This is a genomic window from Streptomyces sp. NPDC056987 (genome assembly GCF_042673865.1).
Taxonomy (GTDB): domain Bacteria; phylum Actinomycetota; class Actinomycetes; order Streptomycetales; family Streptomycetaceae; genus Streptomyces.
Window position 1 is genome coordinate 47738 of sequence record NZ_JBHURV010000053.1, and the last position, 15667, is coordinate 63404.

A 15667-nucleotide genomic window follows, 5' to 3' on the forward strand; every position below is an offset into this window, starting at 1 on the left:
AGGGGCCCGGAGGTCACACAGGCGAGCACTACGACGCGGTGGTGCTGGCGGGAGGGCGCGCCCGGCGTTTAGGTGGAGCGGACAAGCCGATGGTGTCCGTCGGCGGCATGTCGTTGCTCGATCGGTCGATCGAGGCATGCGTCGGGGCCGGGAGGACGATTGTGGTGGGCCCGCACCGGGCCACCGTCCACCAGGTACAGCACGTACGCGAGGAGCCGTCGCATGCCGGGCCGCTCGCGGCGCTGGCTGCGGGAGTGCCCTGGGTACGCGCGCCGTTCGTGGTGGTCCTGGCGGCGGATCTTCCCTTCGTGCGGCAGGAAACAGTCGCGGAGTTGCTGCGTCAGACGGCCGGTTCTGCGATTGAGGGCGCAGTCATGCTGGAGACACAAGGCCGGGAGAATCCGTTGTTCGCCGCATATCGGACTGCGGCTGTGCGACGGGGCCTTGCGCTAGCCCTGGCTCAGCACGGACTGTTGGCGGGACTGCCCATCCGTGTACTGACTCGTTCTCTTGCCCTGCGGCATGTGCCTGATGTCGGCGGAGTGTCGTTCGACTGCGACACCTGGGAAGCGGTAGCTCTTGCCCGGGCCTGCCTGAAGTCGAATCGAAGCCCTCGGTGACCCGGGACGCAACCTATGAGGCATGACCGTCGTCGGCACTGACGGGAAGGGGTCGACCTGCGCGTTCGAACGCATCTGCATCAACGGTGAGCCCGTCTCTTCGCTCGCATGTCACCGCGCCTTCAGAAAGGTTGACGACGCCCTCAGGAGTGGCTGGTCTTGTCATCAAACGCAGGAAGGGTGCATGCGGCCGCAGCGGTGGTTCATTTTGCGTTCTCCCGTAATCGCCGGTCACGCGTTGCCAAACGCCTTCATGCCGGCTTGGGGGCAGCCGGGGGCGTCACTGGATCTCTGTGCGCAGGTCCCGGATGTACCAGTCGAGACGGGTCCCGTCCTCGCTGTGGGTGTGCTTGCCGGGGATGAACCCCGCCCGCTGGGCTACTGCGGCAGATGTGGCGTTCTCCGGTTCCACCCGGATCACCGCCTCCGTCGCGCCCTCACTTGCCGCGTACCGGGAGACCAGGAGGACCGCGCGGGTGGCCAGGCCGCGCCCCCTCCAGGACGGGTAGAGGCCGTAGGCGACATTCACCTGGCCGGGAGCCAAGCCCTCTGCCACGAACCGCAGGTCGATCGTCCCCGCGAGCGCCTCGTCGGCGCCTACCCGGATGCCGAATGCGCGGAGCGACCCAGCGGTCTCCCACTGTTGCCGGCAGTGCCGCATGTAGGCTTTGACGCCCTCGCGTGTGCTGGGACCGCCGCTGAGCCAGCGGACCAACGCCTCGTCCTCCCCCGCGAGGTGTGCCTCCGCATCGTCCGAGCGCAGCGGGGACAGAGCAATGATTCCGTCGGACAGCTTCACTTCATGCATCCGGCGATTCTGGACGCCTGAGCTGCGTCGCGCCATCAAATTCCGCGGAATATCGCGCAGAGCCGGCACCACGGAGATGATCTTGATGTGGCTGGTGTGATCACGGCTTCGGAGCCGTCCTGGTGAGCCCCGTTCGCCGGGCTGAGCCCACGTCAGCTCGACGAGCTGGTGCCACATCAGGCCACGTACGCCTTGTAGTTGGCGGCGCGCGCCGGCTGATTTTTGAACGCAGCCGGGACCGTGTGTCCGTATACGTCGAGTCATGCAGCCAGTTGTGCGCGAATGAGCGTGTCGAGTCGCTGCCATGCCGGAGACAAGGCGTTGACCGTGCCCTGGATAAGGGCGGGGATCTTGGAGGCTGCGTGCAGTTCGGGCAGTTCGTCCGATCCGTAGCGTTGCCGGGTCGCCTCGACGATCCGGGAGGCGAGGTCGTCGAGGCAGGGATCATCGGCGTCGACATCGTGCGCGTGGTCGTAGGCGAGGAAGAGCTGCCGTAGCGCCGGGTCGGCAAGGATCTCGGCCTGTTCGTGAAACAGTGTGATCGCACGGTCGGGGCGAGTGGCGAACACAAGGATCCACAGGTCGCGTTGCAGGGACACCCATCGAGACGTGAATCCCCAGTGGGCCAGGTGTTCGAGATAGGCGCCGACCTCGGTGGGCAGCGGCGCCAGCTGTCCGGCGGCGAGCTGACGCAGACGGCCTTGCGTTGCCCGCAGGCCACCGATGCGGGCGGTGAGCTCGTCGTCGATCTCGTGAAGCGCCCGCTGGAACTCCTCGTCGGTCGCCGCTCTCAGGTCCCGGATACGGGCCAGGGGGACGCCGGCTTCGGCGAGCGTCCGGATCTTGATCAGTTCGATGGCGTCGTTCGCACTGTAGCGCCGGTAACCGGACGCATCACGATCGGGCTCAGGGAGCAGTCCCTTGTCGTGATAGACACGGATGGTCTTGATCGACACTCCCGCGTACCTGGCCAGCTTCCCGATGGTGATCACCGGGTCATCGTCCCACTTGACCTTTCCCCTGGGGCAGGGTTGCAGCATGGCGTCATGGCGAACACGAGTATCGATCGAGAGACCCTGCGAGAGTTGGCCGATGAGGGCAACGAGACCGCTTTGGACCGGCTGGCCGACCTCGCCGACGCGGTCGGCGACCTCGGAGAGCTGAGCGAGCTGTTGGACGAGGGGTCCATGCGCGCAGGGTTCCTGCTCACTCGGCATGCGGTGGCGGCCGGCGACCTGCGCGAGTTGCAACGGATCTCCGACGCCGGGTACGACGAGGCCGGGAACGAGCTGGACCGGCTGCTGAAGGCACCGGCCGACGGGCACCGGGATTGAGGATCCGACCGGCCGCCGCAGCCGCGCTCCGGGCGGCGGTCATCGAGTTCAGCTCGCGGCCGGCATGTTCGGGCCGGAGCGTGCGGTGTGGCCGAACCCGTGCGTGTGCGCGAGACAGCCACCTCAGGGCTTTAACTCGTCAAGCTCGGGCGCTCAGGCCGCTATGTAATCTGGCGATCTGTTCGAACGGGAGGGCGGGACGTGGCCAAGCTGGTGGAGAGGGCCGTGATGGAGGTGCTTCGTGGCGGGGGCGGCGAGACGATCCGCCTGTACGTCGCCGCCTGCACCGAACGCATGGCACCACTGTTCGTGGGCTTGCGGGCGAACACACCGGGGCGGGAATCCGACCTGGACTTCTACGCGGAGTCCGTACGGCGACCTCTGGCATGCCGACCGGCCGCTCGCCGACGCCGCCGAGCGCGTACGCCTGCTGGAGGAGTTCCCGGAGCTTCAGCCGAACGAGGAGGGGATCACCGATGTCGCCGACACCTACGCCTTCTTCGCTGTCCTCACCTTGCGGTATGCCCTGCCGGCGCATGGCACGGGAGACCCTGATGGCGCGGTGTCCTGCGGCCATGTGGCGCTCACCGCGATGGGGATGCTGGACCAGAACGTGGCGGGGGCCGGCCTTCTCGCCGAGGAGCAACGGCTCCAGTCCTTGTCGCTGACCAGTGGCGCAGAAGGTCTGTGGGACGCGAGCGTCACAGCAGGTCGGGAGAGGTTCCGCGCCGTACTGGGCCGCCTGCCCCGCTGAGGGTTGTCCCGTAAACGATCTTTGAGCGGCCTCGGGCTTGGTGGAGTGGCGTACGGACTGCTTCCGGTCGGGCAACTCCCCGCCCCTGCGGCGCCGGTGGGGGGCATCACGAGCCCGGTGTCAGGACAGCCGCCGTCGGCGATGGTCATGGTCGTGCCGACGGCGGCCTTCGCACCGGACTCCTCCCACGCCTTGCGATCATTGCGGTTGCCGGGCAGGGGCCGGCCTGGCACCACACCATGGCAGGTGTCGGCGTCGACGACGACCTGATGGTCAGTGGAGTACCGGTAGTTCGTCGACCAGAGGCCGCGTCGCGGTGCGGGTGGCGCGGGCGAGTGGCCCTCGGGGCACCACGGCCATGGCCGTCCGCGATCGCGTCGACGGGGTGTGGCGCGACATCGCCGGTACGGCGGTCGAGGACGGTTCGAGGGCCGGCTCCCGTGCGGGCGCCCCGGCTGGCGCCGTCCCCGCGTGGCGACCGGAACCCTCGCACGGACCGGAACCCTCGCACGGACCGGATCGGAGTCTGCCGCGAGTGGATAGGCCGCCGGTGCCCGGTGGACGACGCTGTTCGGCATGAATCGCTTCACCACCCCGCTGAAACATGCAGCTGCCGACGCGATCACCCCCGAGGTCCTGCGCGCCACGATGGGCGCGTTCTGTTCGGGTGTTGTCGTCGTCACCGCGCTGGGCGACCAGGCCGACGCCGAGCCCGTGGGCTTCACCTGCCAGTCGTTCGTTTCGCTCTCGCTCCAGCCGCCGCTGATCTCCATCAGTCCCGCTCGCACCTCCACGACCTGGCCCCGCATCCGAGAGGTGGGCCGGTTCGCCGTCAACGTCCTCGCCGACGACCACGCCGAGCTGTCGAACAGGTTCGCCCGGTCCGGGACCGACAAGTTCACCGGCGTCGACTGGAAGCCGTCGCCCAACGGTTCGCCCGTCCTGGACGGGGTCACCGCCTGGGTCGAGTGCGATCTGTGGCGCGAGTACGACGGCGGCGACCACACGGTCGTCATCGGTCAGGTCACCGCACTCGACCACAACATCGGGCGGAACCCCCTGCTCTACTACCGCGGCTCCTACCCGCGGGCCTACTGGGCGGCCTGATGGGCGACGCCGGGGACACCGCCGGATTGCCCCACTCGCCGCTGCGTGCCGCTCGTCAGGTCCACGGGGCCAGTCGTGAGCCGGAGCCGGGTGCGACCCCGGCCCCGCCATCCTCGAACCAGTACGGAGAACGCGGATATGTCTACGACCGTCGAACTTGTCGAGGTCGGCCCACGCGACGGCCTCCAGAATGAGAGGAGGCCGCTCGACGTCGGCACCCGGGTGGAGCTCATCAGGCGTCTGGTCGGCCACGGAGCGTGCCGTATCGAGGCGGTCAGCTTCGTCCGGCCCGACCTCGTCCCGCAGATGGCCGGCGCCGAGGAGGTCATGTCCAAGGTGCCGCAGGACCCTGGAGTGTCCTACATCGGCCTCGTCCTCAACCGCCGCGGTGCCGAACGGGCCGCACAGACCCCGTGCGCCGAGGTCAACATCGTCATCCCCGTCACCGATGCCTTCTCCACCAGGAACCAGAACCTCACCGTCGACGCGATGCTCGACCACGCCGCCGCGGCCGCGCAGGTCGCCCGCGGCGCCGGCATGCGCGTCAGCCTGACCCTCGCGGTCGCGTTCGGCTGCCCGTTCTCCGGGCCGGTCCCCACCGGACAGGTCGCGGACGTGCTGCTCCGTGCGGCCGAGATCGAACCGGACGAGATCGCGTTCGCGGACACCATCGGCGTCGGGGTCCCCCGCCAGGTCCGTGAACTGGCCGCGCTGGCGGTCGGCGACGACCGTATCCGCAAGCTCCGATTCCACTTCCACAACACCCGGAACACCGGCTACGCGAACGCCGTCGCCGCCGCACACCTCGATACGGCCGTAGGGGACCTCCCCGGCGGGGTCATCGCGCTGGACGCGTCCGTCGGCGGGTTCGGCGGCTGCCCGTTCGCGCCCGCCGCCACCGGCAACATCGCGACCGAGGACCTCATCTACCTTCTCCGCGGGGAGGGCGTCCCGCCGGCCGGCACCGGCTACTGCGACATCGACGCCCTCGCCCAGGTCGGGACCTGGCTGGGTGACCAGCTCGACAGCCCACCCCAGGGCTTGCTCGTCCGGGCCGGCGACTTCACCCCGGCCGTTCCCGCGCCCGACAAGGAAGGCACCGTGCAGTGAGCCGCGCAGCCCACGATCCCGACTCTCCCCATGCCCTGACCGACGCGCTGCCCCTGGCGGGCATCCGTGTCATCGAGCTGGGCAACTTCATCGCCGCCCCCACTGCGGGCCGTCTGCTGGCCGACTTCGGCGCCGAGGTCATCAAGATCGAGCGGCCCCGTACCGGGGACGAACTCCGCAACTGGCGCCTGTTCGCGGGCGACACCTCGATGCTGTACCGCACCATCAACCGGAACAAGAAGTCGGTCGAGCTCGACCTGCGGACCGGCGAGGGGCGGGCGACGGTCCTCGAACTGGTCTCCTGCTCCGACGTCCTCATCGAGAACTTCCGTCCCGGCACCCTCGACAAGTGGGGACTGACCGCGCAGGCGCTCACCGACGCGAACCCCGAACTCGTCGTCGCTCGGGTCTCCGCCTTCGGTCAGACCGGTCCGCTCGCCCGTCGGCCCGGGTTCGCCGCCGTCGCGGAGGCGTTCGGCGGCATGCGGGAACTCGTCGGCGAGAGCGACCGGCCGCCGTCCCGGGTCGGTGTGTCCATCGGGGACTCCATCGCCGGCCTCTACGCGGCGTTCGGGGTCGTCATGTCGCTGCTGGACCGCGCCCGGCGCGGGAACGACGGCCTGCGGCCCTGGACGCCCATGGAACGGCACATCGACGTGGCACTCCACGAGGCCGTGTTCTCGATGATGGAGTCCCTTGTCCCCGACTACTCCGCCCATGGCGTCCTCCGGGAACGCACCGGCGGCCGGATGCAGGGGATCGCCCCCTCCAACGCCTACGTCTGCGGCAGCGGCGACTCCGTCGTCATCGCCGGAAACGGCGACTCCATCTTCGGCCGCTACATGGAGGCCATCGGGCGCTCCGACCTGCGCGACGACCCCGGTCTCGCGACCAACGCCGGCCGCTGGGCCCGACGCGACGAGCTCGACCAGGCCATCGGGTCCTGGACCAGCAAGTACCCCCGCGACGAGGTCCTCTCCGTCCTGGAGGCGGCCGGTGTGCCCGCCGGGCCGATCCACACCGCGAAGGACATCGTCGTCGACGAGCAGTTCGCCGCCCGCGACATGGTGCAGACACTGCCGGTCGACGTCGCCGGGGAGACCCGCCAGGTCGCCTTCCCCGGCATCGTGCCCGTGCTGGACCAGCGGTCCGTCCCGGTCTCCCATCCGGGCCCGGACCTCGGTGAACACACCCACGAGATCGTCTCCGAGCTGCTCGCGCGTCCGTGCAACTGCCGGGCGTGCCTGGAGGCGATGGCCGAACTCGGCGACGGCGCCGAGCAGAACACCGACGTGGGAGAGGCGCCTGTTCTCTGACCTCCACGTGCTCCCGATCCCACCCGCCACCGAGAGGCAGCAGCGCACCCATGACACCTCCCCCACCGGCCGCCACCACGCCGAAGACCGTGCCGGACCAGTCCATCGGCGGAGCCGATGTCGCCGCTCTGCGTGACATCTCCCGACGAGTGCTGTGGCTCTCCGCCGCCATCGTCGACTCCGCCAACCGCGGGCGCCCGAACGAGACCGGTATCAAGGTCGGCGGGCACCAGGCGTCGTCCGCCTCCATGGTCGACATCATGGTGGCCCTGTGGTTCCACCACCTGACCGACCTGGACCGGGTGTCGGTCAAGCCGCACGCGTCGCCGGTCCTGCACGCCATCAACTACCTGCTCGGCGACCTCGACCCGAAGTACCTGACGACGCTCCGGGCACGAGGCGGTCTTCAGTCCTATCCGTCACGCGTCAAGGATCCCGACACGGTCGACTTCTCCACCGGGTCGGTCGGTATCGGTGCGACGGCAGCCCTGTGGGCGGCCGTCGCGCATCGCTACCTCGCATCCCAGTTTCCCGGCACGCCGCCCGCGGGCCGGTTCGTGAGCCTGCTCGGCGACGCGGAACTCGACGAGGGCGCCATCTGGGAAGCAGTCGCGGACCCGCAGGTGGCGAAACTCGGGGAACTGCTGTGGGTCGTCGACCTGAACCGCCAGTCGCTGGACCGGATCGTGCCCGACATCCAGATCGCCCGGCTCCAGGGCATGTTCGCCGCAGCCGGCTGGCAGGTCGTCGTCCTGAAGTGGGGCCGCACCATCGGCGAGCTGTTCGCACGTCCCGGCGGAGAGGAGTTGCGGCGCCGTCTTGAGGAGATGCCCAACGAGGAGTACCAGAGGATCCTCCGCGTCGACTCCTCCGAGATCGCCGCACGCCTCGTCGGGGAGAACGGCACCGGCGAACTCCGGGCGCTGCTGGACTCCCTGACCGCGGCCCAGCTCTCGACTGCGGTGCGCGACCTCGGCGGGCACGATCTCGGGCTCCTGGTCGACACGTTCGACGGCGTCGACACGCACCGGCCCACGGTCGTGTTCGCCTACACCGTCAAGGGTCACGGGCTGCCCACCGAGGGACACCCGAACAACCACTCCGCGCTGCTGACCGAGGCTCAGATGCGCTCGCTGGCCACATCGTGCGGAGTCCGCGTTGAGGACCCGTGGCGTACGTTCGACACCGGTACGGCGGCGGCCGAGGTGTGCGACCGGCGCGGACGGCTGCTCCGGCGTCCGCCCCACACGACGTCCGCGCCCGTCCCGGTGCCGACCTCGCTCGGGCACCCGCACCGCAAGGCATCCTCGACCCAGGCCGCGCTCGGCCGGCTCCTGGCCGACCTGGTACGTGACGCCCCGGAGGCGGCGGCCCAGGTGGTGACGTGCAGCCCCGATGTCGCGTCGTCGACGAACCTCGGCGGCTGGATCAACAAGACCGGGGTGTGGTCGGTCGCGGAGCGGCACGACTGGTTCGCCGACGACACCGACCGTGTCCTGCGGTGGTCGGAGGTCCGCAACGGTCAGCACATCGAACTCGGCATCGCCGAGGTGAACCTGGTGTCACTCGCCGGCGAGCTGGGCGCGACATGGTCCCGGTGGGGCCGGCGGCTCATCCCCATCGCGACCCTGTACGACCCGTTCGTGTCACGTGCCCTGGAACCGTGGAGCTACGGCATGTACGCCGGCGGGCAGTCCATCCTGGTCGGCACCCCGTCCGGAGTGACGCTGGCCCCCGAGGGCGGCGCCCACCAGTCGATCACGACACCGTCGATCGGTCTGGAGCAGCCATCCTGTGTCGCGTGGGAACCGGCGTTCGCGCAGGACCTTGAGTGGTGCTTTCTGCACGCGATGAACCAGGTCGGCGTCCCCGGTGGCACCTCCGCCTATTTCCGGCTCTCGACGCGGCCCGTCGACCCCGCACTGGCGCTGCTCCCGGAGGACCCGGCGCTGCTGGAGCGGCGGCGCCGGCAGGCGGTGGCCGGCGGATACCGTCTCCGGGCACCGGGCCCGGCGCCGGAGCAGATCACGCTGGTCGGTGCCGGGGCGATCATGCCGGAGGTGGTCGCCGCGGCCGACGCCCTGGCGGAGCTGGGGATCGAGGCCGGAATCGTCTGCCTCACCAGCCCCGACCTGGTGTTCCGGTCGTTCCAGCAGCGCGGGTCGCGGACCGCCGGCGCCGGGTCCGACATCATCGACGAGCTGTTCCCGCCGCACCGCCCGGCGCCGCTGGTCACCGTCCTGGACGGCCATCCGCACACGCTGTCCTACCTCGCGGGCGCCCGCGGGGACCGCGTCCGGTGCCTGGGGGTGACCGAGTTCGGGCAGTCGTCGGACCTGGCCGACGCGTACCAGCTGCACGGCATCGGCAACGAGGCCATCCTCGACGCGGCGCTGACGCTGCTGGGGCGGTAGGCCGAGAGGACCGCCCCGGCGGTCCCGGGCCTTTTTTGGGATGGTTCCGCACTGAGCGGATAGTCGGCCGCCACCGGTGGCTTCCAGGGTGACGGTCCCGCGGCTATATTTCGTGGGCTTCACGACACGGCAGATGTCCCCCGAAGGGGGTCCGATGGAGTACCTGGCGTCTACTCCGGTGATCGACACGCACAGCCTGGAAGAGGCCCGCGAGGCGGTCAGCCGGATCTACCTGCCTCACGAACTGGTCGGCCCGCAGGACGCGATCAACATGCGTCTGAACGCCCTCAGCGACCGGAACATGACATTGGGCTACCTCACCTACCAGGCCGAGGCACAGCTCACGATGCCCGCGACCGAGTACTGCTACCACGTCAACCTGACCATCAGCGGTGAGACGAACGCCTCCCGCAGCGACGGCCGCCGCGAACGCACCGTGGCCAATCGGAGTGGCGTGGTGCTGTCCCCGGTGCAGACGAACGTGGTCAGATGGAGCCCCGAGGCCGAGCAGCTCATCCTGAAGATCCCGCGCAGCAGCCTTGAGTCACACCTCTCGGACCTGCTCGGACAGCCGGTCACCACGGTCATCGACTTCGACTTCGGTCTCGACCTGACCACCGCTTCCGGGCGCGCCCTGCTGCGGTCGGTGCGGTTCCTCGCGACCGAGCTCGACCACCCCGCCGGGCTGGCGGCGATGCCGCTCGCGCGTGAGCAGCTGGAGGCGTACGTCCTCACGTCGCTGCTGCATGCCGGCCGCCACCAGTTCAGTGCCGCGCTGGCCGGTGACGAGGACACCCGCCGTCTCGGCCGGCTGTCCTCGGTGGTGGCCTACATCGAGGAGCACGCGGACCGGGAGATCACGCCCGAGAGTCTCGCCCGGGTCGGCTGTGTCAGTGTCCGCACCCTCCATGCCGCGTTCCAGGACCAGCTCGGCGAGTCCCCGATGGCGTACGTACGTCGCATCCGGCTGAGCAGGGCCCGCGCCGAGCTGCTGCGCAGCGACCCCCGGAAGACCCGTGTCGCGGACGTCGCGATGCGCTGGGGGTTCTTCCACCAGTCACGGTTCGCCCAGCAGTACCGGGACCAGTTCCACGAGCTGCCTTCCGTCACGCTCCAGCGCTGACCGGTCTCGTCCAGGGGCCCCGATGTGCGGGCACGACGGCCCGGCGCCGGGGCGGCGGGGCCCCCCCAACGGGGCCCCGGGACGGTACCCGCAGGGGGGGGGGGGGGGGGTTGGGAGGGGAGAGGACGGGGGGAGGGGGAGCGCCGCCGCCCCCCGCGCCCCCGGGGGCCGGCCCCCCCCCCCGCGGCCCCGCCCCCCGCCCCCCCCCCCGGGGGGCCGCGGAACGCCGACAGGACAACTCTGCACTGAACGGCCCTTGCCCGTCCGTGAACGGATAGGAGCCGGCCGCCACCCTTCTTAGCGTTTCGTGCGACATCCACAACGCTCCGACTCACAGCTGAGGAGACCGAATATCGTGTCTCGTCCCGCCTCCGGCCTCAAGACGTTCAAGCTGTTCATCAACGGCGAGTCCGTCGACGCGATCTCCGGAAAGACCTTCGAGTCCCTCAACCCCTACACCGGTCAGCCGTGGGCGAGGATCGCCGACGGCGGCCCGGAGGACATCGACGTCGCCGTGCGTGCGGCGCGCGCGGCGTTCGAAGGCGAGTGGGGCGACAAGAGCGGCTTCGAGCGATCCGACATCCTGCGCTCGATCGCCGACGCCATCACCGCGAACGCCGAGCGGCTCGCGCTGCTGGAGGTACGCGACTCCGGCAAGCTCATGCGTGAGATGCTCGGCCAGCTCAACGGGCTCGGGCGCTGGTACAGCTACTTCGCGGGCCTTGCCGACAAGCTCGAAGGCAAGACCGTTCCCGCGCTGAACCCGCAGACCTACTTCGGTTACACCCTCCGGCAGCCCGTCGGGGTGGTCGGCGCCATCACGCCCTGGAACAGCCCCCTGCTGCTCCTGACGTTCAAGCTCGCGCCGCTGCTGGCGGCCGGCTGCACCGCCGTGGTGAAGCCGTCGGAGCACTCGCCGGCCTCGACGGTCGCGTTCGCCGAGATCCTCACCGCGGCCGGCCTGCCTGCCGGTGCCCTGAACGTCGTCACCGGCTGGGACCGCTCCACCGGTGAGGCGCTCGCCGCGCACAGAGGTGTCGACAAGATCGCGTTCACCGGCTCGACCGCGACCGGCGCGAAGGTCGCGCGGGCCGCGGTCGCGAACATCAACAAGGTGACCCTCGAACTCGGCGGCAAGTCACCGCAGATCGTGTTCCCCGACGCCGACCTGGACGCCGCCGCCAACGGACTCGTCGCCGGTGTGTTCGCCGCGACCGGGCAGACTTGCATGGCCGGTTCCCGGCTCATCGTGCACGAGTCGGTGAAGGACGAACTGGTGGCCAAGGTCGTCGAGCGCGCCGACGCCATCAAGCAGGGCGATCCCACGGAGGCCGGGACCGAGATGGGGCCGGTCGCGAACCGTCCCCAGTACGAGAAGGTCCTCGAATTCCTGGACGGAGCGCGGGCCGAGGGCGCGACCATCGCGTGCGGCGGCGGGCCGAACACCGAACTCGGCGGCCTGTTCGTCCGCCCGACCGTGGTACTCGCCGACCCCGACAGGACCATCGTGCGTGAGGAGGTGTTCGGCCCGGTCCTCGCCGCCTGCACATTCACCGACGAGGCCGACGCCATCGCCCTGGCCAACGACACCCCGTACGGCCTGGCCGGAGCCGTCTGGACCAAGGACGTGCACCGGGCCCACCGGGTCGCCGCGGCCGTGCGCGCCGGCACGGTCTGGATCAACGCCTACCGGGTCGTCACCCCCAATATGCCGTTCGGTGGCTTCGGCAGCTCCGGCATCGGCCGCGAGAACGGCTCCGACGCCGTGAACGAGTACCTGGAGAACAAGTCAGTCCTGGTCGAACTGACCGGCGGCACCCGCGACCCGTTCACGATGGGCTGACCGGGCCCGTCCCCTGGCACGGCCCGCCTCCGCGAACCGCGAGCCGCCCTTCCGAACCCTCGCGAGCACGGCTCCCTCCGTGCGAGGCGAACCAGCGAACCAAGGAGACACGCCATGACCACCCTCACCGCGAACGAGAGGCTCGGTCTCGCCGGGACCGACCGGCGCCCCGACAGTGAGACCACACCGGCTCAGGACCGCCGCGAGACCAACCCGCTGCTCAACGACCAGCCGATGAAGCTCGGTCTGTTCGGCACGAACTGTTCCTACGGTCTCATCGTGTCCCACGCGCCGTCCTCGTACGAGATCACCTGGGAGCACACGAAGTCCATCGCGCGGCAGGCCGACGAGATGGGCCTGGAGGCCATGGTTCCGGTCGCTCGCTGGAAGGGCTTCGGCGGTTCGACCAACTTCAACGGCAACTGCTTCGAGACGTACACCTGGGCCGCCGGCATCGCCGAGGCCACCGAGAACATCGCGGTGGCGGCGACCTCGCATCTGCCGACCGTGCACCCCATCGTGGCGGCCAAGGCCGCGACCACCATCGACCGGATCTCCGGCGGCCGGTTCGCCCTGAACCTGGTCATGGGCTGGGTTCCGCCGGAGATGGAGATGTTCGGCGGTGAGCAGCGTCAGCATGACGAGCGGTACGCGTTCGGGCAGGAGTGGATCGACTACGCGATGCGCCTCTGGTCCGAGCCGGGCAGCTTCGACGTGGCCGGCACGTACTTCGAGGGCCGGGACGTGGAGGCGTACCCGAAGCCGCACCAAGATCCCCACCCGGTGCTGCTGAACGCGGGCAACTCGCCCGCCGGCATCGACTACTCGGCCCGGAACGTCGACATCAACTTCGCCAGCCTCGACACTCTGGAGAACATCAAGGCGTACACCGAGAAGGTCCGCGACAAGGCCCGCGACGACTACCAGCGCGCCATCGACGTGATGACCTACGGCCTCGTGGTCGTCCGGGACACCGAGAAAGAGGCCAAGGCGGCCTTCCGGCAGGTCGTCGACGAGGGCGACTGGGGTGCGGCGGGCAACGTCATCAAGATCGCGCTCTCCGGGGCGAGCCAGTCCTTCGAGCACGCCAGGAAGATGTCGGAGCGCTTCATCGCCGGCTGGGGCGGCTACCCGCTCGTCGGCACCCCGGAGCAGGTCGTCCAGGGCATGAAGGAGCTGAACGAGGCCGGCATGGGCGGCATGATCATGGGGCTCATCGACCCGAACGAGGAGCTGCCCCTGTTCAAGGAGCAGGTCCTGCCGCTCATGATCGAGGCGGGCATCCGCCACTGACCGTGACCGGCCGGCCATCCCGCACGGCGCCCCTGTCCCTTCGGACGGGGAGCCGTCGCCAGGGCGGACGGCCGCCCACGGACGCGCAGTACGTCATCTGTCCGGGCCCGCCGGCCTCCAGGGCCGCGGCACACGGCCGCCGCGGGCAGGCGCCCGGGAGCACGATCGGTCCATCGGCGGCCCGCCGTTGCCGGCCATCGATGGACCGGGCCTTCTCCTCATTCCGCCGGGAGGCACCGCCCGGCCGGCGATCCGCTCACCGGGACGTGAGCGACGGAAGGAACGCCTCGTATGAAGAACGAAGTGTGGCGAATCGGCGACGTCGAGATCACCATGATCGAGGAGTTCGGCTCCTGGTCACCCATCGACGCGGACCTCATGAAGGAGGCCTCACCCGACTCGGTGCCCGATGAGATCCGCGCGACCGACTGGCTGCGGCGGGACTACCTCAACGAGAACGGCGAGGTGTACGGCGCCATGCGCACCTACGTCATCGAGACGCCGGCCAAGACCATCGTCATGGACACCGGACTCGGTAATCACAAGGACCGTGTCCTGCCGATCTGGCAGCTCGACACCGACTTCCTGGAGCGGTTCACGGAGATCGTGGATCCCGCGGACGTCGATGTCGTGGTGAGCAGCCACCTTCACCTGGACCACTGCGGCTGGAACACGAAGCTGGTGGACGGCGCGTGGGTGCCGACATTCCCCAACGCCGAGTACCTGTACGTGCGGAAGGAATACGACCACTGGAAGCGCTACGCCGAGGACCCGGACTTCGAGGACGGCTACACCGAGGCCACCCGGGACATCATCGACGCCCGCGGCGCGTTCCGTGACTCCATCCAGCCCGTGGTGGACGCGGGACTCGTGCGCTTCGTCGACGCCGATTTCGAGATCACTCCCGAGGTACGGATGGAGGCGGTACACGGGCACACCCCGGGCCACATCGTCATCCGCGTCGACTCGCGGGGGCGGAGCGCGGCGCTTCCGGGCGACGTGGTCCATACCGTCTGGGGCCTGAGCCGTCCCGACTGGCGGGACGGATTCGACTCCGACAAGGCGGTCGGGATGCAGTCGCGGTGGGAGTTCTTCGAGAGCGTGGCCGACAAGCCCGTCCTGCTGCTGACCACGCACATCGGGCCGGTCCCCGCCGGCCACCTGGTCCACGAAGGTGACGGCTTCCGGCTGATACCTGCCCCCGACACCGCCGTCTGAGTCGAACCAGCAGGTGGAACACCAGGCTCGAAAAGTGGTGGCGAACACCCCCCGCGGCTCACGTCGCCGCCAGGGCCTCGGTCGGTGTCAGACGGGAAGCACGGACCGAGGGATGGAGGCCCGCCCCCACACCGACCACCAAGGCACCGAGGCAGCCGCCCGCCACGGCCAGGAGCGGCACCACCAATTGAACCCGGATCTGGCCCCGGCTCGCGCCCAGCGCTCTCCGCAGCCCGATCTCCCGGCAGCGCTCCAGCACCGAGATGAACATGGTGTTGGCCACCCCGATCCCGCCGACCAGCAGGGCTACCTTGGCCAGGCCCAGGAAGAGCGAGGAGTAGGAGTTCTGGGCGGCGCGCTTGGCCGCCAACACCCCCGTACGTTCTCAAGCCTGGACTCCGTCGCCCGGACGTGGATCACCGTGGGGTTACCGCCGAACCTCAGCAGCTCCCGGGCGGCGGGCCAGCCCCTGCTCGGCGCGGGGCAGGGAGCTGGTGACGGCCTCGGTGGAGGGCGTCATCGACAGGCCCATGCCGATGCCCAAGCGTCATTTCTCGGTTGCGGTGGGGGCTTGGGGGAGGCGTAGCTGGAAGCATGCTCCGAGGGTGCGGGGGGTGAGGGTGAGGGTGCCTTGGTTGCGGTGGGCGAGGTCGCGGGCGATGGCGAGGCCCAGGCCGGTGCCGCCGTGGTCGCGGGAGCGGGCGTCGTCGAGGCGGACGAAGCGTTC

The 15667-nt window shown here is 69.7% G+C and carries 14 protein-coding genes and 2 pseudogenes; 11 read left to right on the plus strand and 5 right to left on the minus strand.

Annotated features, from left to right (window positions below; genetic code table 11):
• The first annotated feature begins 41 nt into the window (after positions 1 to 41).
• The gene (locus ACFTZC_RS37980) at positions 42 to 620 is read left to right on the plus strand and encodes a molybdenum cofactor guanylyltransferase (RefSeq protein ID WP_382898162.1); all 579 of its coding nucleotides are present in this window, start codon (positions 42 to 44) and stop codon (positions 618 to 620) included.
• A gap of 280 nt (positions 621 to 900) precedes the next feature.
• Here ACFTZC_RS37980 and ACFTZC_RS37985 read toward each other — a convergent pair whose 3' ends face one another.
• Both ACFTZC_RS37985 and ACFTZC_RS37990 read right to left on the minus strand, forming a co-directional pair.
• A complete protein-coding gene (locus ACFTZC_RS37985; RefSeq protein ID WP_382898138.1) occupies positions 901 to 1428 on the minus strand; it encodes a GNAT family N-acetyltransferase in 528 nt (175 codons plus the stop codon).
• A gap of 260 nt (positions 1429 to 1688) precedes the next feature.
• Positions 1689 to 2420: a MerR family transcriptional regulator gene (locus ACFTZC_RS37990; protein WP_382898139.1), complete on the minus strand. Its 732-nt coding sequence runs from the start codon at positions 2418 to 2420 to the stop codon at positions 1689 to 1691.
• 54 nt (positions 2421 to 2474) lie between these two features.
• On the opposite strand from ACFTZC_RS37990, the gene ACFTZC_RS37995 reads away from it, so the two are divergent.
• Both ACFTZC_RS37995 and ACFTZC_RS38000 read left to right on the plus strand, forming a co-directional pair.
• Positions 2475 to 2762: a hypothetical protein gene (locus tag ACFTZC_RS37995; protein WP_382898141.1), complete on the plus strand. Its 288-nt coding sequence runs from the start codon at positions 2475 to 2477 to the stop codon at positions 2760 to 2762.
• A gap of 241 nt (positions 2763 to 3003) precedes the next feature.
• Positions 3004 to 3516, plus strand: coding sequence for a hypothetical protein (locus ACFTZC_RS38000; protein ID WP_382898143.1), 513 nt, complete (start codon positions 3004 to 3006; stop codon positions 3514 to 3516).
• Positions 3517 to 3537: 21 nt separating this feature from the next.
• Here ACFTZC_RS38000 and ACFTZC_RS38005 read toward each other — a convergent pair.
• Positions 3538 to 3815 (minus strand): annotated as a pseudogene (locus ACFTZC_RS38005) (IS5/IS1182 family transposase); the annotation flags it as partial.
• Between the two features lie 277 nt (positions 3816 to 4092).
• Between ACFTZC_RS38005 and ACFTZC_RS38010 the strand changes: the two are divergent.
• The 8 genes from ACFTZC_RS38010 to ACFTZC_RS38045 all read left to right on the plus strand — a co-directional run bounded on the left by ACFTZC_RS38010 (position 4093) and on the right by ACFTZC_RS38045 (position 14940).
• The gene (locus ACFTZC_RS38010) at positions 4093 to 4623 is read left to right on the plus strand and encodes a flavin reductase family protein (protein WP_382898144.1); all 531 of its coding nucleotides are present in this window, start codon (positions 4093 to 4095) and stop codon (positions 4621 to 4623) included.
• Between the two features lie 138 nt (positions 4624 to 4761).
• Positions 4762 to 5733 (plus strand): hydroxymethylglutaryl-CoA lyase, encoded by a 972-nt coding sequence (locus ACFTZC_RS38015; RefSeq protein WP_382898146.1) that lies wholly within the window; start codon positions 4762 to 4764, stop codon positions 5731 to 5733.
• A complete protein-coding gene (locus ACFTZC_RS38020) occupies positions 5730 to 7049 on the plus strand; it encodes a CaiB/BaiF CoA transferase family protein (RefSeq protein WP_382898147.1) in 1320 nt (439 codons plus the stop codon). Before ACFTZC_RS38015 ends, ACFTZC_RS38020 begins: the two co-directional genes overlap by 4 nt.
• A gap of 50 nt (positions 7050 to 7099) precedes the next feature.
• The gene (locus ACFTZC_RS38025; RefSeq protein ID WP_382898149.1) at positions 7100 to 9463 is read left to right on the plus strand and encodes a pyruvate dehydrogenase; all 2364 of its coding nucleotides are present in this window, start codon (positions 7100 to 7102) and stop codon (positions 9461 to 9463) included.
• Positions 9464 to 9617: 154 nt separating this feature from the next.
• The gene (locus tag ACFTZC_RS38030) at positions 9618 to 10586 is read left to right on the plus strand and encodes an AraC family transcriptional regulator (protein WP_382898151.1); all 969 of its coding nucleotides are present in this window, start codon (positions 9618 to 9620) and stop codon (positions 10584 to 10586) included.
• A 355-nt stretch (positions 10587 to 10941) separates the two neighbouring features.
• Positions 10942 to 12429: an aldehyde dehydrogenase family protein gene (locus ACFTZC_RS38035; RefSeq protein WP_382898153.1), complete on the plus strand. Its 1488-nt coding sequence runs from the start codon at positions 10942 to 10944 to the stop codon at positions 12427 to 12429.
• A gap of 114 nt (positions 12430 to 12543) precedes the next feature.
• Entirely contained in the window at positions 12544 to 13722 is a 1179-nt protein-coding gene (locus ACFTZC_RS38040; protein ID WP_382898154.1) for an LLM class flavin-dependent oxidoreductase, read from the plus strand.
• A gap of 291 nt (positions 13723 to 14013) precedes the next feature.
• Positions 14014 to 14940, plus strand: a complete 927-nt coding sequence (locus tag ACFTZC_RS38045) for an MBL fold metallo-hydrolase (RefSeq protein WP_382898156.1) — start codon at positions 14014 to 14016, stop codon at positions 14938 to 14940.
• A gap of 58 nt (positions 14941 to 14998) precedes the next feature.
• Here ACFTZC_RS38045 and ACFTZC_RS38050 read toward each other — a convergent pair.
• Positions 14999 to 15408, minus strand: a pseudogene (locus ACFTZC_RS38050) (ABC transporter permease); the annotation flags it as partial.
• 79 nt (positions 15409 to 15487) lie between these two features.
• A partial coding sequence (locus tag ACFTZC_RS38055) for an ATP-binding protein (protein WP_382898158.1) occupies positions 15488 to 15667 on the minus strand: 180 nt, incomplete at its 5' end.